This window comes from Saccharopolyspora sp. ASAGF58, from assembly GCF_012277335.1.
GTDB classification, from domain to species: Bacteria; Actinomycetota; Actinomycetes; order Mycobacteriales; family Pseudonocardiaceae; genus Saccharopolyspora; species Saccharopolyspora hattusasensis.
Genome location: NZ_CP040605.1, coordinates 5,162,263 through 5,186,468, shown reverse-complemented (window position 1 = coordinate 5,186,468; position 24,206 = coordinate 5,162,263). Strand labels below are relative to the sequence as shown.

The 24,206-nt window shown below is 69.6% G+C and carries 17 protein-coding genes; 6 read left to right on the top strand and 11 right to left on the bottom strand.

What is annotated here, in order from left to right; translation table 11 throughout:
* The first annotated feature begins 368 nt into the window (after window positions 1–368).
* From FDZ84_RS24480 to FDZ84_RS24470, 3 genes are read left to right on the top strand one after another with little or no spacing between them, the layout of a single operon-like run.
* Window positions 369–575 carry a ferredoxin gene (locus FDZ84_RS24480; RefSeq protein WP_168587806.1) on the top strand — a complete coding sequence of 69 codons (207 nt, stop codon included), beginning with the start codon at window positions 369–371 and terminating at the stop codon, window positions 573–575.
* A 33-nt stretch (window positions 576–608) separates the two neighbouring features.
* Entirely contained in the window at window positions 609–2,159 is a 1,551-nt protein-coding gene (locus FDZ84_RS24475; protein WP_168587805.1) for an ABC transporter substrate-binding protein, read from the top strand.
* Window positions 2,156–3,106, top strand: coding sequence for an ABC transporter permease (locus FDZ84_RS24470; RefSeq protein WP_168587804.1), 951 nt, complete (start codon window positions 2,156–2,158; stop codon window positions 3,104–3,106). The genes FDZ84_RS24475 and FDZ84_RS24470 overlap by 4 nt, the downstream gene beginning before the upstream one ends.
* Window positions 3,107–3,150: 44 nt before the next feature.
* Here the strand turns inward: FDZ84_RS24470 and FDZ84_RS24465 are convergent, their stop codons facing one another.
* On the bottom strand, window positions 3,151–3,609 hold the full coding sequence (locus FDZ84_RS24465) for a zinc ribbon domain-containing protein (protein WP_168587803.1): 459 nt from the start codon (window positions 3,607–3,609) through the stop codon (window positions 3,151–3,153).
* Window positions 3,606–4,013, bottom strand: coding sequence for an IS200/IS605 family transposase (gene tnpA, locus FDZ84_RS24460; RefSeq protein WP_371812918.1), 408 nt, complete (start codon window positions 4,011–4,013; stop codon window positions 3,606–3,608). Before tnpA ends, FDZ84_RS24465 begins: the two co-directional genes overlap by 4 nt.
* Window positions 4,014–4,136: 123 nt before the next feature.
* Between tnpA and FDZ84_RS24455 the strand changes: the two genes are divergently transcribed.
* Together FDZ84_RS24455 and FDZ84_RS24450 are read left to right on the top strand one after the other, a co-directional pair.
* Window positions 4,137–4,940, top strand: a complete 804-nt coding sequence (locus FDZ84_RS24455) for an ABC transporter permease (protein ID WP_168587802.1) — start codon at window positions 4,137–4,139, stop codon at window positions 4,938–4,940.
* The gene (locus tag FDZ84_RS24450; RefSeq protein ID WP_168587801.1) at window positions 4,937–6,439 is read left to right on the top strand and encodes an ABC transporter ATP-binding protein; all 1,503 of its coding nucleotides are present in this window, start codon (window positions 4,937–4,939) and stop codon (window positions 6,437–6,439) included. The genes FDZ84_RS24455 and FDZ84_RS24450 overlap by 4 nt, the downstream gene beginning before the upstream one ends.
* A gap of 654 nt (window positions 6,440–7,093) precedes the next feature.
* Here the strand turns inward: FDZ84_RS24450 and FDZ84_RS24445 are convergent.
* From FDZ84_RS24445 to FDZ84_RS24415, 7 genes are all read right to left on the bottom strand, one after another.
* Window positions 7,094–8,611: an MFS transporter gene (locus tag FDZ84_RS24445; RefSeq protein WP_168587800.1), complete on the bottom strand. Its 1,518-nt coding sequence runs from the start codon at window positions 8,609–8,611 to the stop codon at window positions 7,094–7,096.
* Window positions 8,608–9,360, bottom strand: a complete 753-nt coding sequence (locus FDZ84_RS24440; protein WP_246868389.1) for a trans-aconitate 2-methyltransferase — start codon at window positions 9,358–9,360, stop codon at window positions 8,608–8,610. The genes FDZ84_RS24445 and FDZ84_RS24440 overlap by 4 nt, the downstream gene beginning before the upstream one ends.
* On the bottom strand, window positions 9,357–10,139 hold the full coding sequence (locus tag FDZ84_RS24435) for a thioesterase II family protein (protein ID WP_168587799.1): 783 nt from the start codon (window positions 10,137–10,139) through the stop codon (window positions 9,357–9,359). The genes FDZ84_RS24440 and FDZ84_RS24435 overlap by 4 nt, the downstream gene beginning before the upstream one ends.
* Before the next feature lie 5 nt (window positions 10,140–10,144).
* Complete coding sequence (locus tag FDZ84_RS24430) at window positions 10,145–11,344, bottom strand: cytochrome P450 (protein ID WP_168587798.1); 1,200 nt, start codon at window positions 11,342–11,344, stop codon at window positions 10,145–10,147.
* The gene (locus FDZ84_RS24425; protein ID WP_246868388.1) at window positions 11,341–13,185 is read right to left on the bottom strand and encodes a Gfo/Idh/MocA family oxidoreductase; all 1,845 of its coding nucleotides are present in this window, start codon (window positions 13,183–13,185) and stop codon (window positions 11,341–11,343) included. Before FDZ84_RS24425 ends, FDZ84_RS24430 begins: the two co-directional genes overlap by 4 nt.
* 304 nt (window positions 13,186–13,489) lie before the next feature.
* Complete coding sequence (locus tag FDZ84_RS24420; RefSeq protein ID WP_246868387.1) at window positions 13,490–14,599, bottom strand: saccharopine dehydrogenase NADP-binding domain-containing protein; 1,110 nt, start codon at window positions 14,597–14,599, stop codon at window positions 13,490–13,492.
* Entirely contained in the window at window positions 14,596–20,043 is a 5,448-nt protein-coding gene (locus FDZ84_RS24415; RefSeq protein WP_168587797.1) for a non-ribosomal peptide synthetase, read from the bottom strand. The genes FDZ84_RS24420 and FDZ84_RS24415 overlap by 4 nt, the downstream gene beginning before the upstream one ends.
* A gap of 199 nt (window positions 20,044–20,242) precedes the next feature.
* Here FDZ84_RS24415 and FDZ84_RS24410 point away from each other — a divergent pair, with 199 nt between their 5' ends.
* The gene (locus tag FDZ84_RS24410) at window positions 20,243–21,847 is read left to right on the top strand and encodes a (2,3-dihydroxybenzoyl)adenylate synthase (RefSeq protein ID WP_168587796.1); all 1,605 of its coding nucleotides are present in this window, start codon (window positions 20,243–20,245) and stop codon (window positions 21,845–21,847) included.
* A gap of 8 nt (window positions 21,848–21,855) precedes the next feature.
* On the opposite strand, the gene solA is transcribed toward FDZ84_RS24410, so the two are convergent.
* Both solA and FDZ84_RS24400 read right to left on the bottom strand, forming a co-directional pair.
* Window positions 21,856–23,007, bottom strand: a complete 1,152-nt coding sequence (gene solA, locus FDZ84_RS24405) for an N-methyl-L-tryptophan oxidase (RefSeq protein ID WP_168587795.1) — start codon at window positions 23,005–23,007, stop codon at window positions 21,856–21,858.
* A gap of 1 nt (window position 23,008) precedes the next feature.
* Window positions 23,009–24,085 (bottom strand): LLM class flavin-dependent oxidoreductase, encoded by a 1,077-nt coding sequence (locus tag FDZ84_RS24400; RefSeq protein WP_168587794.1) that lies wholly within the window; start codon window positions 24,083–24,085, stop codon window positions 23,009–23,011.
* Between the last annotated feature and the right edge of the window lie 121 nt (window positions 24,086–24,206).

Genomic DNA, 24,206 nt, shown 5'->3' with positions numbered 1-24,206 from the left:
CTGTGGCGCGCAGGTCGCTGCCGGGAGGACTGGTTGTGCCTACTGCCGCACCCCCGCTACCCTGCGCTATCCTTCGCGGTCCGTGACCCTGACGAGCGCGGCTTCGCCGCCGAGGGGAGAGCGATGGTGGATTCATCGGCCGCCGGGCCGCCGGCACCGCCCGCACCTCACATTGACGGCGCACGGTAGTTAACAACATGCCTGCTCACAGCACCGACAGTCCCGACGCCGTCCCGGAGGCACCCGCACGGTGAGGACGATGGGCCGGCCACCATGCGGAAGAAATTACTGGAAATGGATTTCATCTTCGATTACGCTGTCTCGACAGAGGTGACCGTCCGGGGACGCCCCTATCGGTGGAGCTTGCAGTGCGCGTGACGATCGATGTCCAGAAGTGCGTCGGCGCAGGCCAGTGCGTGTTCGCCGCCGGTGACGTCTTCGACCAGGACGACGCCGACGGCACCGTGCGGCTGCTCGCGGGCGGGCATGACGCAGCGGTTTCCGCAGGGCACGAGGAGGCCGTGCTCGAAGCCGCGCGGCTGTGCCCGTCCGGTGCCGTGACGGTCACGACATGATCGGCCGCCACTACCTCCCTGGAGATCGTTCCCGTGACTCAGCACATCCGCCGACGTTCGTTCCTCCGCGCCTCCGGGTTACTCGTAGCCGGGGCCGGCGTCCTGGCCGCCTGCGGTACGGCCGAACCGGGCGGACCACCACGGCGCGGTGGCACGTTGCGGGCCGCCTTCACTGGCGGCGGCGCGGCGGAAACTCTCAACTTCCTGACCGGTCCGACGGCATTGGACTCGGTGCGTGCCCGGGCGATCCACGGCCGACTGGGCACATTGGACCCATCGGCACCCGGCGGAGTGCGCTACGGCGTGCTGGAGGGCATCGACATCAGCGACGACCTCCGCACTTACACTCTCCGGCTGCGTAAGGGAGTCACGTTCACCGACGGATCCACGTTGACCGCGCGGGACGTGCTGCACTCACTTAACGCACCGGTCGCGCTCGGAGCGCTTCCCTACCTCAAGCCGCCCGCGCGGAACTTCGACCTGACGGCGGCGCACGTCGCCGACGAGGTAACCCTGGTGCTGCCCGCCCGGCAGCCCATCGCCGACGGCCGACTGGTGCTGTGCCAGAGCACGCTGGTGATCAAGGACGGCACCACGTCCTTCACCCCCGAGATGCCGACCTGCGGCCCGTTCCGGCTCACCGAGTTCGCGCCCGGACAAGGCAGCACGCTCGTCCGCCACGACGGCTTCTACGGTCTTGCCCTGGGCGGCGGACCGTACCTGGACTCACTGGAACTGCGCTCGATCCCCGACTCCAACGCCAGGGTGAACGCGCTGACCGGCGGGCAGCTGGACTTCGTTGGCGATGTTAGTCCGGTCACGGCACGCACGTTGGAGGCCCGGGACCGCTTCGCGGTCAGCACCGGTCAGTTGCCGCACGCGACGTCGTTCGGATTCATGATGAACCTCGCGCACAAGCCCTTCGACGACGTGCGGGTGCGCCAGGCTTTTAAGCTCGCCGCCGACCGCGAGAGCATGGTCCGATCCGTCCTGTTCGGCAAGGGTGTCGTCGGCAACGACCTGCCGTCACTGGGATTCGCCGACTACGCAGGGGAAATCCCCCAACGTCCCCACGACGTCGACCGCGCCCGGACACTGCTGCGCGAGGCAGGCGCCGAGGGCATGCCGATCACGCTGACCACCGGTTCCGACGTGGCCGGACTGGCGGAAGTGTCCACTTTGTACGTCGAGAACCTCAAGGCCGCGGGTGTCGACGCGAAGCTCGACCAGCGCCCGCCCGGCCAGCTCTTCGCCGACATCAAGTCCTACTACCAGCTGCCGTTCGCGGCCACCTACTCACCGCCGTCTCCTCCGCTGTCGGGCTATGCCACCACACGCACCGCAGGCGCGCCGTCGACCTTCGGGTTCAACCGCCTCGACATCGACGCGCTCGTCCTCCAGGCCCGCAGCGCGGTGGACGGCGTGCAGCGGCGCGACGCCGCGGTGCAGGCCCAGCGGTTGATCTGGGAGGAGGGCAATTCGGTGGTGCCGGTGTTCACCCCCACCGTCAACGGCCACGTCTCGAACCTACTCGGCGTGACCAACGAGCCGTGGGCGGACTTCTCCGGCGCGTACCTGGCATGAGGCTGACGCTGTTCCTCGTCCACCGCGTCACCGGGGCGCTCGTGGCGCTGATCGCGCTGTCCGCGCTGATCTTCGCCGCCACCGACCTGTTACCCGGCGACGCCACCGACTCGCTCGCCGGAACGCAGGCCGGCCAAGCCGACCGCGACCGGCTGCGCGTCCAGCTCGGACTGGACCGCAGTGCGGCAGAACGGTTCGCTTCGTGGCTGGCCCACGCCGCCACCGGCGACCTGGGCACCGGCCTGGTCGGTGGGCGGCCGGTCGCCGAAGTGCTCGCCGAACGGCTGCCCAACAGTCTGGTGCTGTCCGCGCTGGCGCTGCTGCTGGCCACCCCGCTGGCGATCGTGGGCGGACTACTCTCCGGGATGCGTGCGCGGCGGCGCACCGACCGGCTGATCTCCGGTGGCGCGGTGGTGCTGGCCGGCCTTCCCGAGTTCCTGACCGTGGTGGTGCTGACCGCCGTGCTGTCGAGCTGGCTCGCGCTGCTGCCGGAGGTGTCGCTGGCCCCGGTCGGCGGGCGGCCCTGGGACAGCCCGCAGGTGATGGTGCTGCCGGTGCTGAGCCTGATGCTCGTCGGGCTGGCCACCGCGACCCGGCTGGTGCGCTCGGCGGTCGTCGACGTCGCCGCCGGACCGTACGTCGAGTCAGCACGGTTGGCCGGGATCGGGGGTGCTCGCCTGGCTCTGCGGCACGTGCTGCCCAACGCCCTGGGGCCGGCGGTGCAGGCCGTCGCAGTGATGTTCGGCGGCCTGACCGGTGGCGCGGTGGTGGTCGAGACGATCTTCAACTACCCGGGGCTGGGCTACGAGCTCCAGCAGGCGGTCGCCAACCGGGATGTGCCGATGGTTCAGGGACTTTCGCTCGCGCTGTGCGCGGCGGCGCTGCTGGCGCTGCTCGTCGGCGACGTCGTGGCCGCGCTGCTCGACCCGCGTCGGCAGGGGTTGTGATGACTCCACCCACCACTGAAGCGGCGGGTTTCCTCCGGTGCTGGCTATGCAGTGTCGGAGAGGACCAGCCCGGCCCTGGAAAGGATGTTGACCGAGCCGACGACGTCCGCGTTCGCGATGTAACCGCAGTGTTGGCAGACGAATTCGGCTTGGCTGACGCGGTTATGTTTCGCGACGTGCCCGCAGTCGGGGCAGGTGCGCGAGGTGTTGCGGGCATCCACTCGGATCACGCGGCGACCAGCGCTCTCAGCCTTGTTCGCCAGGATTGCGAGGAACTGCCCCCAACCCGCATCAACCTGACGGTCGGGGTCGAACGCGCGGATCGCTTTGAGCTGCCCGGACTGGTCGCCGTAGCGGATTCGGGTCTGCGAGCTATGCCGGTAGGCGTCTCGGCGTTCCTGCAACGCGGCGTTGTAGAGCACACGGTGATCGGCCAGCATTTCCCGCAGCGCTTGCTGCTGCTTGCTGGTCGGCCGGAGCAAGAACTTGTAGGCGCGCCTCACGGGCGTTCCCACTGGGTGTCGATGTACCGGCGTACCGTTTCTGCGCTCACCGCACCCACCGACGCCGCGAAATACGACGACGACCACAACGTAGGCAGACGCGACCGCAAATGCGGGAACTCTTCCCGAAGAACCCGGGAGGTGAAGCCTTTGAGCTGGTTCGCTACATACGACGCCGACGACTTGGGGTCGTGCTTGACGAACAGGTGTACGTGGTCCGGCATTACTTCCAGTGTCACGATTTCCCACCCCCGTTCGTCAGCCTTGGCGCGGATCAGTTCTTCCAGTCGTGCCGCGACCCGTCCATCGAGTACCGGGCGGCGGTACTTCGGGCACCACACCACGTGCAGCCCCAGGTCGTACACACCACCGGAAAACCGGCGAACTTTCCTGGTTACCGACACAACCGGAGCATACACACGACACACGTATAACGAGAGGAGGTCGGCGAGCAAGACCCGAAACTTGCGAAACGTAGCGGCGATTCACCCCGCAGCTAAAGCAGCGGGTCCCCTCGCCGAACACTGATGGCACGTCGGCGTACGCACGGCACGGTCGTGGTCTGTGGAACGGTAGTGGTGGGTGTCGCCGGGCTCGCCGTGCTCGGCCCGCTGCTGTCGAGCGGATCTCCTACTGACCAGCTGGCACTTCCCTACGAGTCACCGGGTAGCCCGTTTCCGCTGGGCACCGACGGAATCGGCCGGGACGTGCTGACGCGGCTGCTGCACGGCGGACTCGCGGTGCTCGGGCTCGCGCTGGGCTCGACCCTGCTGGCCAGCGCGATCAGCGTGGTGGTCGGGGTGTTCGCCGGGATCGCCGGCAGGCGGGCGGGCGAGCTGGCGGTGCGGGTCGTCGATATCTTCGGCGTCGCCCCGCCCCTGCTGCTGATGCTGATCGTGGCAACCGGCTTCCCCGGCAGCGATCTGGCGGTGCTGGTCGCCGTCGCGCTGGTGTGCGTGCCGTTCTCGGTGCGGGTCATCCGGGCCGCGACCCGCCAGGTCGCCGCGCTCGGTTTCGTCGAGATCGCCCGCGCTCGCGGCGACGGCCGGTGGCGGGTCCTGCGTCACGACGTGCTGCCCTCGATCATCGGCACCCTGGTCGCCGAACTGGGCATCCGCTTCTCGGCCGCCATCCACCTGACCGCGACGGCGGGATTTCTCGGGCTCGGCCGGGGTGCTCCGGCTGCGAACTGGGGCCGGATGGTCAACGAGAACTTCCCGGGCATGGTCCTCAACCCCTGGCCGGTGCTCGTACCGGCCCTGCTGCTGGTGGTGTTCACTGTGTCGGTCAACCTGCTCGCCGATGAAGCCGCACACCGGAGCCGGTCATGACGGCCCGCATCAAGAACCTGGTGGTGGCGCGCATCGACGACGGCCGGCCAGTGGTCGACGGCGTGGGACTCACCGCGCGGACCGGCGAGGTGATCGCTCTGATGGGCACATCCGGATCGGGCAAGACCACGACCGCGCTGACGCTGCTCGGTCACGTGCGTCCCGGGCTGGAAGTGCGGTCGGGATCGGTGACCGTCGACGGGCACGACCCCTTCGATCCGGCGCGCACCACGGCGTTGCGCCGCCGAGTCGTGTCGTTCCTCGGCCAGGATCCTGCCACCGCGCTCAACCCCGCCCGACGGATCGGCCGTCAGCTGGCCGAAGCCGTGCGTCTGCGGTCCGGCGCCAACACCACCGCCGAGACCCGGCGACTGCTCGAGCGGGTCCAGCTCCCCACCGACGGCGGATTCCTGCGGCGCTATCCACATCAGCTCTCCGGCGGTCAGGCGCGGCGGGTCGCCTTCGCCAGAGCGCTGGCGGGGTCGCCCCGGCTGCTGGTGCTCGACGAACCGACGGCCGGCCTGGATCCGGCGGTGGGACGCGAAGTACGTGCGCTGATCGCCGAACTACGGTCGGACTGCGCGGTGGTGCTCGTCAGCCACGACGAGTCGGCAGTGCGGGAGCTGGCCGACCACGTGCTGGTCCTCCAGCTCGGCAGGATCCACCGCGAAGGCTCTGCCGACGAGGTGCTCGTCCCGCGCCGGTTCGTGGCCGCCGAGCCGCCGACAGCGGACAACGAGGGTGGGCTCAACGGCACGGGACTCCGAGCCCGGTTCGGCAACAGCGTCGCCTTGAGCGACGTCGATCTGCGCGCCGCCACCGGCCAGTGCGTCGCGGTCGTGGGCCCGTCCGGGTCCGGCAAGTCGACGCTGGCGCGCTGTCTGGTCGGACTGCACCGGCGCAGCGGCGGTGCGCTCACCCTCGACGGGCAGGTGCTCGCACCTGCCGCCACGGCACGCCGGCCGGACCAACGCCGCTCGGTCCAGCTCGTCGCCCAGGACAGCGCGGGGGCGCTGAACCCCCGGGAAACCGTGCGCGCCGCGCTGATCCGGCCGATGCGCGCGCTGCGCGGGATGCCCGCCGCGCGGGCCACGCGCGAGGCGGAGCGGCTGCTCGGCCAGGTCCGGCTGCCGGTGGAGTTGGCCGACCGCTACCCCGGTTCGCTGTCCGGCGGTGAACGCCAGAGGGTCAATCTTGCCCGTGCGCTGGCCTGCGATCCCCGGGTGCTGGTCTGCGACGAGATCACGTCCGCGCTGGACACCGCGACTGGCGACGCGGTGCTGGACCTGCTCGACGAGCTGCGCGCGACGCTGCGGCTCACGGTCGTGCTGATCACCCACAACCTCACCGAAGTCGTCCGCTGTGCCTCGCACGTGCAGGTCCTCGACCACGGCCGGGTCGTGGAGAGCGGGCCGGTGTCCACTGTGCTCACAGCGCCACGGCATCCGACCACCCGCGCGCTGGCCGAGCGCGTCCCGACGACGATCGCGGAGCACTGATGACACCTACCCCGGACCTGGCCGACCTCGAAGGCTTCCGGGGCCGCCCGATCCAGCACCGCGCCAAGGGCACCGCATGGTTGCGGGCGAACGACCCTCGCCCAGTCCGATCTGCCTTACGTGGACGAGGGTTCCGGGTTCCACGCGATCACGCGCCATGCGGATCTGCTGCTGGCCTCCCAGAATCCGCGGATCTTCCGGCCCGTCCCGCACGCTTCGGGTATTCCAGACATCCCGCCGAGGCCGACGGAGTTCTTCGTCCGTCAATGATCAACAACGACGGTCCCACGCACACGTGCCTGCGGCAGTCGGTGTCCCGCGCGTCCACGCCACGGCGGATCGCGGGCCTGCGGGAGCGGTTGGTGCACGTCGCCCGCGAGACCATCGACTCCTCGCGACTCGCGGAGAGCGCGACGAGTCGGTCTTCACCGACTGGACGCCTTCGACGTGACGCTCACCCAATCCGCACCTGGCCTTCGGCCAAGGCCCGCCTTTCTGCCTCGGCGTGCACCTGGCCCGGCTGGGATCACCGTGCTGTTCCAGGAGTTGTTGCGCCGGCGGCCCGACATCCGCGCGACCGGGGAACCCGAGCGTCTGCGCTCGCTGTTCATGAACGTCAAGCACCTACCCTGCGAGTTCACCCCGGCCTGAACGTCAGGTGCGCAGCTGGCGGTTGCGGACGGTCAGCACGGCGACCAGCCCGCCGAGCAGGGCCAGCCCCAACGACACCAGGCTGACGGTCGCGATCCCGTTTGCGAAAGCCGTTTTAGCCAGTTCCGCCGCTTCTGCCGAGCCGCCGGTGAGTCCGGGCAGTTCGCCGAACCGGCCGGCGGCAACAGCGACCCGCACCGGATCCTGCACATCGTCGGGGAGGCCGGCCGCCGCAAGCGCCGCATCGGTCATGCCCGCCTGGACGCGAGCGGAGAGCACCGCGCCGAACGTGGACACGCCCAACGCGGTTCCCAGCGGGAAGAACGAGTTCATCAGCCCGCTGGCCATCCCGGAATGCTCCGGCGGCACGACGCCGACCGAGATCGTGATCAGCGGTGGGAAGAGCAGCCCCGCCGCCGCACCGAGGACGAAAAACCCCACCAGCGCAACGGTCCACGGCGAGTCCGGCCCAATTCTGGTCAGCAACGCGAAGCCGGCGGCCATACCGACGAATCCGGTGGCCAGCACCGGTAGCAGTCCCAGGCGGCCGACCAGCCTGCCCGCCAGCAGCGAGGTCACCACCGCCATCGCCGAGAACGGCAGCAGCCGTAGTCCGGCCTGCAACGGCGAGTAGCCGAGCATCCCCTGCAACCACAGCACGAAGTAGGACAGCGTGCCCAGGTGCAACATCCGGGTCAGCAGGCTCAGCAACGCCGCCCCGGAGAACGAACCGATCCGGAACAGCCGCAGATCCAGCATCGGATCGTCACTTCGGCCCTCCACGAGCAGAAAGGCGACCAGCGCCACGACGGCTCCGATGATCGAGCCCACCACGTCCGGACTGCTCCAGCCGTTGTCGGCACCGGCGACCACCGCGTAGTTCACGGCGAACAGCACGCCGATCGCCAACACGGTGCCGGGCAGGTCAAAGCGCCTTATCCGCTGGGCCACCACCGACTCCACGATCTTGATCGCCGCACCGGCCACCAGGAGCGCGCCGGGAAGCAGATTGACGAAGAACATCGACCGCCAGCCGAAGGTGTCGACCAGCGCACCGCCGACCAGCGGTCCGACCGCCGCCGCACCGGCACTGACACCACTGAAGATGCCCATCGCCGCCGGGCGGCGCTGCGGCGGGAAAGCCTCTGCCAGCAACGGAATCGCCGGGGCGTAGGTCATCGCCCCACCGATGCCCTGCACCGCGCGTGCGATGGTCAGCGCCGTCGGGCCGGTCGCCAGCCCGCACGCCACCGACGACGCGGTGAACACCGCCGCACCGGCGATGAACATCCGCCTGCGGCCGATGCGGTCCGACAACGAGCCCGCGGGCAGCAGCAACGCGGCGAACACCAGCGGGTAGACCCCCACCACCCATTGCAGATCGGGCAGCGTGGCGTCCAGACCGGTGGCGATCTGCTCCAGACCGATGTTGAGGATGGTGATATCCAGCGTCATCAACGCGCCCGCCACGCAGACCAGGACCAGCGTCCAACGAGCGGCGGGTTCCCGGGTTGTGGTCACTTCACCAACACCGCCAGTTCCACCGGTGCGGCGTCGGTGACCACACGGGGCACCGGCCGGATCGTCATCCCTGACTCAGCAGCGAGAAGTTCAGTGTCCACTGTGTACCATTCGTAACTGTCGGTGATCTCGCGCACCAGGACGTCTCCCCGGCGCACCTTCCAGGTGTTGATGAAGCGCATCAGGTCCGGCCCCGCGGGCCGACCCGCCACCCACCATTCGTAGTTCTGCCGCCCCATCACCGCGGTCAGCGACAGCGTCGGCGGGATGTCACGGGGGCTGCGCACACCCATGAGCTCCACCACGACGACGCCGCCCGGCACCAGCCGCTCGCCAAGGCGGCGCCACAACCGCCTGCGCTCGTCGGCGTCCAGGTGCCCAACAACACCGAAAATCACTACAGCGGCAAGGGATTCAGGAAGATCTAGATCGGGAGCGGCCTGCGCGGTGACCCGCACCCGGGCCCGCAGGTCGTCGTCCGTGGCGACACGGCTGGTCAGGATAGCCCGCATCGCAGGCGAAGGCTCGGCCGCGACGATCCGCGCGGTGGGCAGTGCCTCGGCGATCACCTCGGTGACCCGGCCGGTGCCCGCCCCGATCTCCAGCACCTCCCCGGCGCTTCCATCCACATCGGACAGAACTGCGCGCAGCGGCGGACCGCTGCTGCGGACCTGCCGGTCCGCCACCAGTTCGTAGAACTCCGCCGTCGGCGTGTAGTCGCCGCGCATCAGGTCTCCTGTCCCGGTCATGGCGTGCTCGGCCACTCGGCCCCGGCCTGCGCCACCGCCGGATCCAGCCGCCGCAGGATCGCCGCGACCACCTCCCGGCGACGTGGACCGAGGTAGAAGTGGTTGCCTTCGAAGCTCTGCACGTCGGTGCGCCCAGTGGTCACCGACCGCCACCCCTCGGCCCCGGTGAGGTCGAGCTCGGGATCGGTGTCACCGACGAACACGCCGAGCGGGCAGCTCAGCTTCGGCGCCGGGCGCGGGCGGTAGTTCTCAATGATGCGGTAGTCGGCGCGCACGTAGCCCAGGACCGCGGCACGCAGGTCCGGATCGGCCAGCACGTCGGCGTCGGTGCCGCCGAGGCGGACCAGCTCTGCGCACAGGCCGTCGTCGTCACGCAGGTGCACGTCACCGGGCTCGGCCTGGTGCGGGGCGGGACGACCGGAGACCAGCAACCACTCCGGCTCAGCCACGCCGAGCCCGCGCAGGCGCTGGACGGTCTCATAGGCCACGGCCGCGCCCATGCTGTGGCCGAACACCAGGTACGAGCGGTCGGCGACCCGGCGCACCGCTCCCGCGATGCCGTCGACCAGCTCGTCCATGCTCTCGGCAGGAGGATCGGTGAACCGGTCCTCGCGTCCCGGGTACTGAACGGCGATCAGCTCCACCGACGGCGGCAGCAGGTCCGCCCACGCCCGGTAGGCGCCCGCGCCTCCCCCGGCGTGCGGTATGCAGATCAGCCGGACGGCTGCTCCAGGGCGCGTGCGGTAGCGCCGCAGCCACGGTCCCATGCGCACGTTCATCGCCATCACCAGTCCACCGGCATCGATTCGAGACCGAACGTGGCGGCGTCGTGCTTGAATTCCAGTTCGGTCAGCGGCACCGCCAGCCGCAGCCCGGGCAGCCGCCGGATGATCGTGCCCAACGCAACCTCCAGCTCCAGCCGGGCCAGGTTCTGGCCGATGCACTGGTGGATCCCATAGCCGAAGGCCAGGTGGTGCCGGTTGGCCCGGTCGAGGTCGATCTCGTCGGGTCCGGTGAAGACCTCCGGGTCGGTGTTGGCAGCTCCCAGCAGCGCGATCACGCCGTCTCCGGCGGACACCTGAGTACCGGACACGATCATGTCGCGGGTCGCGACCCGCAGCGGGATCGAGTCGGCGATCGAAAGCACCCGCAGCAGTTCCTCGACGGCGTCGGGAATCCGGGACGGATCGGCCTGCAGCGCTGCCAGCAGTTCCGGACGCTCCAGCAGCACCAGCGTGCCCAGGGCGATCATGTTGGTGGTCGTCTCGCGTCCGGCGATGATGGTGATGCCGATGGTCGAGAGCACCTCCTGGCGCTCGGCCCGGCCAGTCAGCAAGTGGTTGACCACGAGTTTGGACAGCAGGTCTTCGCCGGGATCGGTGGTGCGCCGGTCGACCAGCTCGCCCAGCAGCCGGAACATGTTGCCCAGCGCGGCGGTGACCTCCTGCTCGCTGCTGCCGCGACCGCCGGAGACCCGGGTGACGTCGCGGAAGAACTCCAGGTCGTCGGTGGGCACCCCGGCAAGTTCCAGCACCGTGGAGGTCGACACCGCGTTGGCGAAGGCGGGGACGTAGTCCGCGGTCGGCCCGGCGGCCTCCATCTCGTCGATGAGGCGGTCCACCGTGGCCTGGATCCCCGGGCGCATCGACTTCACCCGCCTGACGGTGAACTCGGCCTGGAGCATGCGCCGGTAGCGGGTGTGCTCGGGCGGGTCGGTGCGGATGAACGGTCGCGACTTCGCTGCCGCCTCCCGTTCGCCGAGTCCCAGCGCGGGCAGGTTCTCGTGCCGGGCGTCGGCGCTGATCGACGGGTCGGCCAGCACTGACCGCACGTCGCCGTAGCGGGTGAGCACCCATGCCTGCTTTCCGGTGGGCAGGGTGACCCTGGCCACCGGCTCGTCGGTGCGCAGCGAGGCGTAGGCGGCCGGCTGGGTGAACGGGCACTCGCGCCGGATCGGGAACGGCCTAGGTGCTTCGGCGGTCATCTGATGCTTCCTCCGGGTTGATCGACCAGGACGCCGATCGGGGTCGATCCGGTCGCGGGAAGGGGGTGCAGTTCCAGCCCTGCGGTGCGGGCCTCTTCGGCGACGACTTCGAGGCCGAAGGCGCGCCAGTCGTAGCTGTCGTCGACCTCGCGGACCAGCCGGTCACCGGCGTGGACCCGCCAGGTGGTGTGCATCCGCACGAGGTCGTCGTGGCCGGGCTTGGCCCGGAACCACCACTCGTAGCGCTGGTCTCCGACTGTTTCGGTGGCCAACCGCGTTTCAGCGATCGCGGTCGGCGTGGCCATGCCCATCAGTTCCACGACGATGACGCCGCCCGGCGCCAGGCGTTCGGCCAGTCGTCGCCACAGCCGGATGCGCTCGGGTGCCGTGAGATGGCCTGCGACCCCGCAGACCACGGCGGCCGAGATCCGTTCCGGCAGCACGAGGTCCTGCGCCGTTTCGGCGGTCACCGTAACCCTTGGCCGCAGCTCGGGGTCGGCGAACACCCGGCTCGTCAGCACCGCCCGCATCCCGGCCGCGGGTTCGCTCGCGATGATTTCAAGGTCGGGGCGGGCACGGGCGATGGCCACCGTGAGCAGCCCGGTGCCCGCACCGATCTCCACCACCGGTTCCCGGGAGTCCACATCCGACAGTGCGGTGAGCACGGCGGGGGCACTGTGCTCGTGGACGTGGGACGCGGCGGCCAGGTCGAAGAACTCTGCCGTTGGTGAATAAGATTCCGCATCGCGCGTCGCCCCGTCACTGGCCAGGTCCGCCACCGACAGGACCTCCGGCGCGCCGGGCCGGATGACCTCCGGTGGGCCGAGTCGCTGAGCGATGTCGGCCCAGACCCTGGTGACCGTGAGGTCGTACTGCCCGGCCTGGAGCGGATCGGCACCGGAGGCGATGGCTTCGCGCATGTCCTGCAACGCCCGCCCGATCGCCGCCGGCCAGCCGCGGTCGAAGAGGTCGCCGAACGAACCCGCTTCGGTTCCGGCCAGCACCGATGTGCTGGGCAGGCCGGTCGACGGGCCGTCGAAGACCAGCCGGTGGTCGGCGTCGCGGCGGGCGTGCATGCGCGGGCTCCACAGCACCGGACCGTGGGTGTCGGCCAGTGTGAGCACCCCGCCTTCGGTGGCCAGCGTGATCCGGTGCCACAGCAAGGCGTGGTTGTCGCGGTCGGCGGGATCGAGCTGGTTCTGCACCCGCAGCGACACCGGTACTCCTGCCAGCACTCCCGATAGCGAGCGCAACGGGTGCGCCGCGCCCGCCAGCGTCGCCAGTTCCTCGGGCGGGTCGACGGGATCGGCCAGGCGCCAGGGCCGTATCCCGCCCAACGCTCGCCCGAGCACGTCGACGAGCGGGTAGAGCACGTGGACCGGAGTGAGCGCGTCGACGAACAGCGGCTGTTGCCGGGCACGCAGCATTGCCGCGGCGTCGATGAACGCCTTGACCGGACCGACGTGGGGGTAGTGCGAGTTGATCCGGTACTGCACCCCGTTGCGGCGGGCCAGCTTCAGGCACGCGCTGAGTTCGTCCAGATGCACCGGGTGTTCCTGGATGACGTGGATCCCGCGCGTGATCAGGGCTTTCGCGAGCTCGGTTCCCGCGCCGCCGGAGATCGCCGAGCCCACGACGACGCAGGCTAGGTCGATGTCCGCGGGCAACGCCTCTATCGCGTCGTAGTGCGGCACGCCTTCCTGTTCGGCCAGCGCTCGTGAGGCCCCGCCGCCCCGGCTGACGATACCCGCCAAGGCGAAGTCGGGTTCCAGCATCCGCAGTGCACGCAGGTAGAACCGGCCGAAGTTGGTGCCGCACACCACGACTCGTAGTGGCTTCACCTGATCTCCAATCTGCGGATGCCCCGTCCTTCAGGGTGGGGAGGAGCAGATCTCGCGTGTCGGTCGCGTAGCGACCGCTGATAGTCTTGATTTCGGTAGGTGAGACCTACCACCCCCACGCAAGTGGGAACACCCGAGCAAGTACGTGGGTACCGCTGGTCGAGCGGGAACCCGGACCACCCCGGTCCGAACGCCTGAGTGAGATCGTGTGAGACCGAACCGCCACGGTGGGGACGCTGCGGTCGTTGAAGCAGGAAACTCAGTCCGCGAGGACTGAATCTCCTTCCTTCAGGGAGGAGAGAAGTCAAAGCACGCCCTCCTCGACTTCGGTCTCGGCACCGATCGTGCAGACCCCGCCGAGACCGTCGACGACTTCCGCCGGGTCGAGCACGTCGCAGGCGAAGTGGCCGCCCGGCGTGACCTTTCCCGCCAGCACCGCGAGCACGGTGAGCGCGCCGACGGTGGCGGTGAGCCGGTAGCTGCTGGCGGCGCGCAGGACCAGCGTCCGCTCGGTGTCCTGGCCGTCGATGAGACCGCGCATCGCGAAGACCATCAGGTAGTACTCGTGGCGTCCGGCCAGATCCAGATCAGCCGCCCGGATCATCCGCTCCGCGATCCGCTCCGGCGGCGTTCCACCTGCCGTCAGCGACGGAAGCGAGGTCAGCAGCTCCCAAACTTTCCGGCCCGGCCAGACGTTGAGCCAGTCCAGCTCGCGCAGCCGCAGCGCCTCGGCGAGCCGGATGGTCTCGCTGCTCAGGATCGGTTGCAGCGCAACGGTTCCCGGAAAAGGAGCCACTTCGGCGTGGTCTCGGGCGACAACAGCCCGGGACCGGACCTGCCCGCCGCGCCAGGCTGCCAGCGGCTCGCCGAAGGCGGCACCGTCGGCACCACCGGTCTCCAGCGACAGCATCATATCGATCGCGACCACCGGTGAGCACCGCTCCAGTCCTCCGACGTGGGCGACGAGTGTCCGAGGCCGGTCGAACTGGGCGGCCAGCCGACGCGGGAGGATGCTCGACAACCCGGGCAGTGTTCCGGCCGAGACCACAGCGGACCGGTCGCCGTCGAGAAGTCCTTTGCCGCGCAAACCTTCCAGAACCGGATCGTCGCCGGCGACGTCGACGTAGTGGGCTCCGGCGGCCAGTGCCGCGACCGCGACGGTGTCCTTGATCTTGTAGGTCGGGCCCGCGCAGTTGAGCACCACGTCGCAGCCCGCGCAGAACGCCGCCAGGCTCTCGCCGTCCTCGGCGTCGACCCGCACCACCTCGGCACCGGACAGCACCTCGGTCCGGCGCGCGCCCAGGCGCAGGTGCACCCGACCGTGATCGCCGCGACCGTGATGGCGCAGTGCCGCTACGGCGGCACTGCCGACCGCGCCCGAGGCGCCGAGGATTCCGACCCGCGGCGGGGTCATGCGATGACCGCCCCGCCGGTGAGGTCAGTCAGCAGCTTGAGCACACCTGGTGCGTGCTGCACCGACAGGCAGGTGAAGTGGTCGCCCGCCACGTCGACGACGTCCAGATCGCCCAACGTCAGTTCCTCCCAGTGTTCAGTGACCGCCGCCTTGCTTCCCGGGAACGGGTAGGCCCCGCTGTGACGCAGGAACGTGATGTCCCCGGCGTAGGGCTCGGGGTCGTAGCGGGTGATAGCGAAGACGCTCTGCCGGAAGGTCCGGAACAGCCGCATCATGTGCTCGGGCTCATACATGCCCGCCGAGGCGGGCACCGCCTCGCACATCCGCGTGATGCGTTGCAGCCGTGGCACTTCGGCGAGGTTTCGGAAGCACTCGCCGATGTCGGCGAATTCCCCGGTCAGTTCCGCAAAACCGCCCTCACGCAGCACGCCCGGCGTCGCTGCGAGGACCTCGGCTGCGGCGGCGGCAACCCGGTTCTCGTCGGCCGGGAAGCCCAGCGCCACCGGGTCGATTCCCATCATGACCGCGAACGAGTACTCCGAGAGGAGTTCGTCGTCGAGGCGGAATCGGGGGCTGTGACTGCTGATCACGGTCAGCGACTCGACCCGCGCGCCTGCCTCGGTCAGGCCGCGCGCGATCTCGGTCGCCAGCAGACCGCCCAGGCAGTAGCCGACGACGTGGAACACACCGCCGCCGGTGTCGAGCAGGGCGCGCACGTAGTCGGCGGCCATCACCTCGATCAGACCCGCTGGGTCAGCGTCGAGGAACGCCTGCAGGTCGGGGATCTCCAGGGCGGCCACGGTGGCGTTTCCCGCCGAGCGTCGGCGGACCTCGGTGATCAGCGACCGATAGGGCATCGCGGTCCCGGTTCCCGCGTGAACCAGCACCGTGATCGGGCCAGCGCCGGACCCGTGCAGCCGCACCAGCGGCGTGGACTTCACGCTCATCGGCGCGTCCTCGCCGACGCCGCCCGCGTTGGTCACCCCGCGCAGGAAGGCCGCCAGCGCAGCCACGGTGGGCTTGCGCAGCATGTGCCGGAGCACGACTTCCCATTCCAGGCTCATCACGTCGGGAACGCGTTCCCGGAGCTGACCGACGAGCCTGGCCACCAGCAGCGAATCCCCGCCCAGCGCGAAGAAGTCGTCGTGCCTTCCGACGTGTTCGCGGTCGAGCAGTTCGGCCCACAGCGCGGCGATCTGGCGTTCAGTGGCGTCAACCGGTTCTCCGGACTCGGCCGCCTGCTGCCCGCCGGCGCCCGCCGACGGCAGCCAGGTCAGCATCTTCGCCCGGTCCACCTTGCCGTTTCCGGTCAGCGGCATGTCATCGACGAGTTGCCAGTGCGCGGGCACCATGTACTCGGGCAGCAACCGAGCCGCGTACCTGGCCAGCTCCCCGGTCCGCAACCGGTGGCGGTCGGTCTTGAGCCGGGCCAGCAACAGGTGCTGGCCGGCCTGCTCCAGCGCGTCGCCGGGTGCGGGCAGCACACCCGGTTCGGTCGCGCCCGCCTCGGCCAGCAGCCGCGACCACTGCTCGACGGTGAGGAACGACTGCCCGTGCTCGGCTCGCACATCGTGGTACGGGCCGTTGCGCACTTCCATGAACTCCATCGACACCTGGAGCGCGCAGTTGTCGTCGCGAGTGTTCTCCAACAGCACCAGCCAGCCGCCGGGCACCAGCAGCTCCCGGACGCGCGCCAGGGCTGCGGCCGCGTCCTGGGTGTTGTGCAGGACGTTCGCGCACACGATCACGTCGTAGGTGTTCGGCGAGTAACCCTGCGTGCCGATGTCACGTCCCACGTCGAAGCGTCCGTATCGCACCCAAGGGAAGTCGGCGAATCGTTCGCGGGCCTCGGCGAGGAAGAACTGCGACGGGTCGGTGAAGGTGTACTCGACGGGGTGCTCGGCCAGTGCAGGCACCAACTCGGCAGCCGTGCCCGCCACACCACCTCCGATCTCCAACACCCGTAGCGGTTCGTCGGCTAGGTGCTGTTCGGCGATCGCACGGACGCCTGCCACCGCGGCCTGGTTGAGGTGCCGCATCGCGAGGTTGTCGCGGTAGGCGGCCTCCATCGCCTCCGACGGCGTTCCCGGGTACAGCAACGCGCGGATGTCCAGCTCTCCGCTGAGGAGCTGGTCGAGTGAGTCGATGCAGGTCCCCACCGCCTCGACCAGGTCGCTGCTCCACCCGGCTCGTTCCTGCGCGGACTTCACCCGCTGCCACGCCCGGTCCAGCTCTCCCGCCTCCGGGCGGACTAGTCCGGCGAAACGGCCGTCCCGGGTCTCGGTGAGCCTGCCGTGCGCGACCAGTGAGCGCAGCCAGCGATCGAGTACGTGCTCGTTGATCGTGCTCACGCGCACCCGCCGGCGAATCTCGGCGATGTCGTGGGTTTCTCCGCAGAGTCCCGCGTCGGACAATGTCCGGGCCATCGCGAGCAACGCCACTTCGTCCATGGTGCGCAGGAACTCCGCGAGCTCGTCACGATCCACTGTGGATTCCGCGGCGCGGAGCGCTGCCACCGCATCGGCCACCACCCGCACGGACTCCGCCAGGTCGCCGTCGGCTGCCCGGGCGGGCTCGACGACCGCGGCCAGCCGCTGGGCATCGACGACCACTGCAGCCGAGGCCACGCCAGGGTGCTGGAGGAGCGCCGACTCGATCTCGGCGAGTTCGATGCGGTAACCGCGGATCTTGACCTGGGTGTCCTCCCTGCCCAGGAACTCGATGCCGCCATCAGGCAGGTAGCGGCCGAGATCGCCGGTGCGATAGAGCCGCTCGCCCGTCACCGGGTGGGCGACGAAGCGCTGCGCGGTCCGCTCCTCGTCGCCGAAGTAGCCCATCGCCACGCCGGTTCCGCCGATGCACAGTTCGCCGGGGGTCCATTCCGGACAGTCAAGTAGCGCGTCGTCGAGGACGTGGAAGCTCTGGTTGGCCAGCGGCCGACCGTAGGGGATGCTCGGCCGGACAGGATCTACCTCCCCGATGGGATGGTGGATCGACCAGATCGAGCCCTCGGTCGCCCCGCCCAGGCTGACCAGCCGAAGATCGGGCAGCAGAGCGCGGATCGCGCCGGGCAGGGTGACCGGGATCCAGTCGCCGGACAGCATCGCCAGCCGCAGGCTGGGCAGCGGCAGTTCCGCCGAACGCAGGTAGTCGTGCAGCATCTGCATCTGTCCCGGCACCGAATTCCACAGCGTCACGCCGTGCTCGGCGACCAGCTCCGCCCAGTGCGAGGGATCGCCCCGGCGCTGGGCGTCGGGCAGCACGAGCCGCCCGCCCGCCGCCAACGTGCCGAAGATGTCGTAGACCGACAGGTCGAAGCCGAGCCCGGCCAGACCGAGCACCACATCCGCCTCGCCCACGCTGAAGCGGTCGTTGATGTCGGCCACTGTGTTGCGGGCGGCCCGGTGGCTGATCATCACGCCCTTGGGCGTGCCGGTGGAGCCGGAGGTGTAGATGACGTAGGCCAGCCCGTCAGGGTCCACCTCGGACACCACGGGTTCGTCCGACGTCCGGTCGTCGACGACCAAGATCTCGCATCCCGGACCGGCCACGTCGGCCAGCCAGGGCTGGGTGAGCACCAGCCGAACTCCGGCATCGGCGAGGATCGCCGTCCGGCGGGCAGCGGGTTGAGCGGTGTCGACCGGCAGGTAGGCGCCACCGGCCAGCAGGACGCCGAGCACGGCCACCACCTGCTGCCAGTCCTTGTCCATCACCACCGCGACCGGCTCGGCCGGACGCACTCCGGCGGCTCGCAGATCGGCTGCCACTGCCCGCGTTCTGGCGGCCAGTTCGCCGTAGGTCAGCGAGCACGCAGGCGTCTGCACGGCGATCGCGTCCGGATTCCGCTCCGCCTGCGCGAACACCGGCTCGTGCAGCAGTCCGCCGGGCAGGTCGGTGGCCGTGTCGTTGGCAGCGCGCCGGACCCCGCGCTGGCGTGCCGGCAGTTCCACCGGGTGCGGACGGTGCAGGACCCGCTCGTCGGCGGCGATGCGCCGGACGAGGTCGACGTAGGCGGCGAAGGCGTCGTCGACCAGTCCCGGAGGCAGCACGCCCTCTCGGGTGTCCCAGGACAGCGCCAGTCCCCGGCCGCGCGGCATCACCTGGCAGTCGATCCACACCTGCGGGGTCTGGCTGATGGCGTAGGTGACCTCACCGCGCGGCGGGGCCGACGCGGTCGGGATGTCCATGGTGCTGGTGAACACCACCGGCATCAGAACGGGTTCGCCCCCGGCCCGCCTCGACAGCTCGCCCAGCACCTCACTGCCGCTGAACAGCGGGTGGGCCAGGTCTTCGAGCAGCCGACCGGAGAGTTCGGTGGCCCGGTCGGCGAGACCGGCGGGTTCGGTCAGGTCTACGGTCAGCAGTTCCACCGAGGTGAAGTCGCCGACCAGATCCGGTACGTCGGGGTGCAGGTCGAGGCGTTGGAACGTCGGGATGTTAAGGGTGAAGCGCTTCGTCCGGCTCCATCGTCCGATCACTTCGGCGTAGGCGGCCAGCAGCAGCGCCGACGGCGTCAGACCGACGTCGGCGGCTCGCTCGCGCAGCGCGGTCCACTCCTCTTCGGACAGTTCGTCCTCCAAGCGCCGGAACCGGACCCCGGAACCGGCGGAGGGCACTGCCCACTCGGGAGTGGGCAGTTCGGGCGCGGGCGGAATCCGGTCCAGCCGCTGCATCCAGTAGTCGCGGTCCCGGCGGTACTCGGCGGAGTCGGTGTGGCCGCGCCGGGCCAACAGGTAGTCGCGGAAGGTCACCGCTGGCGGTTCGAGCAGGCGGTCCGGCGCTGCGTAGAACCGGTCGAACTCGGCAAGCAGCAACTGCACGCTCGCGTAGTCCACGATCAACAGGTCCAGCGACAGGTGCAGAACCGCAAAGTCGTCCCCGCGTGTGATCCTGACCGTGAACAACGGCCAGCGATCGGTGTCGGCGACCCGATGCGACAGCTGCGCCCGGGTGGCCAGCACCGCCTCCGACACCGCAGAGTCATCCTGCCCACGCAGGTCGGCCACCGCGATGCGGTGCCCTGCAACGTCTTCGAGCACCACCTGGTAGCCCTCGTCGTGCACGACAGCGCGCAGCATGTCGTGGCGGGCGACCAACGCGTCCCATGCGCGTTGCGCCCGGTCCGGGTCGAGGTCCGGATAGGTCAGTTCCACGTACGCGTGGCAGGCGACACCGCCGTAGTCATAGAGATCACCGCGACCGACGAGGTAGGCGGCCTGCAGGTCGGACAGCGGGAAGGGTTCGTGGCGTCCGGCGGAGTCGTGCTCGATGCTCCCGGTCCGTGCCGACAGCCGATCGGTGATGGCCTGTTTGTGCTTGCCCAGCAACGCTTTCCGCTCGTTGGTGAGGGTGCCGCGCGGTGCGCGGAAGCGAAGCCGACCGGCTTCGACCCAGAGCGCGACGCCGTCGCGGTCGAGTTCTTCGAGTAACGCCCCGATGTCCATGCTGCCCCGTTCTCGTTCCCGTCTGCGCCCTGAATCCACAGGCGCCGAACCGGTTGCCAGTGATTCCCGCAGTTGGCGGGCCCGCCCCAGCTGTTTCCCCGCGAACGCTATTGCAAATGGTTATCATGTTCGATGATGATATTCAATCAGAAGTGAACGCCCCTTGGCCAGAGTGCTGGCCCGACCCGGAGGATGACGGATGACACAGGACTGGCCCGGCTGGCCCGACAGCGACGCGCAGCGCTACCGAGCCGCCGGCTACTGGGCGGGCCGCACGTTCGACCAGCTGGTCACGAGCTGGGCTCGGGACCACGGCGAACGCACCGCTCTGGTCGACGGCGAGCGCAGGTTCAGCTACGCGGCACTGGACGCCGAGATCGACCGGGTCGCCCGCGGTCTGCGCGGCCTCGGTGTCGAACGGGGCGACCGGTTCATCGTGCAGCTGCCCAACATCGCCGAGTTCGTCATCGGCTGGTTCGCTCTCCAGCGCGTGGGCGCGGTCCCGGTGCACGCGATGCCCGCGCATCGAGCGGCCGAGATCGACCACCTCGCCCGGCTCTCCGGCGCGGTCGGCTACCTCATCACCGACCGGCACTCCCGGTTCGACTACCGCGAACTGGCCGCCGAGGTCCAGCGGACCCGGCAGCTCCGGCACGTCATCGTCGTCGGCGATCCCGGGGAGCACGGCTTCGTCGGCTTCACCGAACTGGCCGAGCGGTCTGGTCCCGCCGCCACCGGCACGTCGAGTTCCGAGGACCTGGCGCTGCTGTTGCTTTCCGGTGGCACAACAGGACTTCCCAAGCTCATCCCCCGCACCCACGACGACTACGCCTACAACGCGCGCGCCAGCTCCGAGGTCTGCGGGCTGACCGCCGACTCGGTGTACCTGGCGGTGCTGCCGATCGGCTTCAACTACACCTGGTGCTGTCCCGGCGCGCTGGGCACCTGGTGCGCGGGCGGCACGGTGGTGCTCGCGCCGAACCCGAGTCCCGAGACGGTGTTCTCGCTCATCGAGCGGGAGAAGGTCACCATCGCGGCGGTGAACCCGCCACTGGTGCCCTACCTGCTGGCCGAGTACGAGGTGAGCCGGCCGGACCTGAGCACACTGCGGCTGCTCCAGGTCGGCAGCGCCCGGCTGGCCGACGACCTGGCCCGCCGCATCACCCCCGAACTCGGGGTGCCGATCCAGCAGGTCTTCGGCATGGCCGAGGGCTTGCTGAACTACACCCGGCTCGACGACCCCGACGAACTGCGCTGCACCACCCAGGGCGTTCCGCTCAGTCCGGACGACGAGATCCGCGTCGTCGACGAGGACGACCGGACCGTGCCCGACGGCGAGCCCGGCGAACTGCTCACCCGCGGCCCGTACACGCTGCGCGGCTACTATCGCGCGGCCGAGCACAACGAGCGCTCGTTCACCGCCGACGGCTTTTACCGGACCGGTGATCTCGTGCGACAGCTGCCCAGCGGGCACCTGGTCGTCGTCGGCCGGGTCAAGGACCAAATCAACCGGGGTGGAGAGAAGATCCCGTCGACCGAGGTCGAAGGACATCTGCTGGCCCACCCCGCAGTGAAGTCGGCTGCGCTGGTCGCCCAGCCCGACCCGGTCTTCGGCGAGATCCCGGTGGCGTTCCTGGTCTGCCACGACCGGCCGCCTTCGCTGCCGGAAGTCACGGCGTTCCTCAAGCAGCGCGGACTGGCGGCCTACAAGCTGCCGGCGCGCCTGGAGATCGTCGACGAGTTTCCGCACACCGCCGTGGGCAAGATCGACAAGAAGGCTCTCTCGGAGCGGTTGCAAGCCTGATCGCATGATCAGCCGAACCGGTCGGGGTCGCAGAAACCGAGATCGCACGCGGGTGAACGGCCCATCACGAGGTCGGCGACCGCCTCTCCCACCCCGGTCGCGTGCTTGAAGCCGTGGTTGTTGCAGCCGCCCGCGATCACCAGCCGGGGATCGCGGCGCGGCCTGCCCAAGAGGAACTGGTTGTCAGGAGTGCGGGTGTACATGCAGACCGAGACGCTGGCCGGGAGCGCGCCCACGCCGGGCACCGCCGTGCCCAGCCGGTCGACCAGAAGATCCCAGTCGGCCGGCGACACCGACCGGTCGAAGCGTTCCGGGTCGATCACCGGGAACCGGCCGTCGGAGTCCTCCAGACCGAGCTTGACCAGACCGTCGTGCGGACCGGACCACGGCAGGATCCCATGGCCCCAGACGCAGACGCCGTCGTCCATCTCGCGCATGAACACCGGAAGCCGTTCCAGCGCGAAGCGTTCCGGGTCCGCCGGAGGCGCGAACCACGTCATCGGCATTCGCACCGTCTCCACCGGTAGACCGTCCACAAGCGACCCCAACCAGCCGCCGGCGGCAACCACGACCTGCCGGACGCGCAAATCGCGCACCGGCGTGGACACCACCGCGCCGCCGGAAACCAGTTCGATGCCGGTGACCTTGGTACCGGTGTGCACCCGGGCCCCGGCGGCCTCGGCCAGCCGCACCGCCGCCGCAATGGACCGTTCCGGCCGGATCAACCCGGCGCCCTGTTCCCATAACCCGATGTGGTGGTCGGGAAGTCCGGCGTGGACCGGCATCCGATTACGCAGCTCCCCGGCGTCCCAGACCTGCACCGGCAGGTCGTGCTGGCGGGAGGCGGCCAGCGTTCCCGCGATGATGTGCCGGTCCGGCGGGCCGATCAGCAGTCCGCCGGAGGCGTCGATCAGCGGTTCGCCCGCCGCGGCCTGCAACTCGTGCCACAGCTCCAGGGATCGCCGCGCCAACGGGACCAGCCCCGGGTGTTCCAGGCACGCCGTGCGGAACATCCGGCTCGTGCCCCCTGAAGATCCCATCGAGTGCCCCGGATCGAATCTCTCGATCCCCACGACGCGCACCCCGCGCCGGGCGAGTGTCCACAGTGCACACGAGCCCCAGGCGCCCAGTCCGACCACTGCGATGTCGGCGTCGTCCATCTCAGACCACCGGAACGGTCGCGGCGGCGAACCGGGGAGCCACCCGCTCAGCGAACAACCGCACCGCGGCCCGCGCGTCGGCCAACGGCAGCGCTCCCGGGTTGAACTGAATGCTCAGCGTGACGTCCTCGCCGAACCACTCCGCGATGGTGGCGACCTGGTCTCCGACCTCTTCCGGAGTTCCGGCCAGGACCTTGTTGTCCGCCAGGCTCTTGTCGAAGTCGTACTTGGCCACCTTGGCCACCAACTGCTCGTAGCCCGGGTAGTCCGCGCTGCGGGTGGCGCCCCACGACGAGACCGCGGCCGTCATCTTCTCGATGTAATTGTGCTCCCAGCGACGCGCCTGCTCCAGCACGCGCGCACGGTCCTCACCGAGGTAGCAGGTGTACTTGATCTGGATGCGCGGCGGCTCGTCATGTCCTGCGTCACGACGGACCTGCCGGTAGGTGGCCAGCATGTCCTGGAGTCCCTCGCGCGAAGTCACCGTCGGCACGACCTGGAGATGGTGTCCCGCCCGGCCGGCCGCCGCGCACGACTCCGCGCTCGTGGTCGAGGCGACGAAGATCGGCGGGTGGGGCTGCTGGTACGGCCGGGGCAACATGCTCACCGGGCCGAACGCCGCCCACTCGTGGTCGGAGACGACGTCGCGCTCGGTCCACAGCCGACGGCAGAGCTCGACCCCCTGAGCGAACCGCGTCCGGCTCTCGCTCATCGGGACCCCGAACGCGGCGAACTCCTCGGGCAGGAACGCCCGTCCGAACCCGACATCGAGCCGACCGTGCGAGAGGTTGTCGAGCATCGCGAGCTTGCCCGCGAGCTTGATCGGATGCGTGAAGGCCGGGACCACCGCACCGGTGGTCACCCGGATCCGGTCGGTGGCGGCGGCGATGGCGGTCAGCAACGTCACCGGATCCGGGCTGTAGCCGCCGTAGGACGAGAAGTAGTGCTCGACGACCTGCACGTGCTCGTACCCCGCGCCGTCGGCCAGCCGCGCCAGTTCCAGGCACTCGTCGTAATAGGTGCTCGCCGGCTTCTCGCCCGGGCCGAGCACCGGAAAGAACGTCAACCCGAACCGCATGACCATTCTCCGTTCCACTCAATAGACACACGCACGACTCCCCTTGCGACTTAGTTAATACAGGACCGGCAAGAACTGTCAAGGAGGCGTATCGAAATATTTTGAACACCCTTTTAAATGG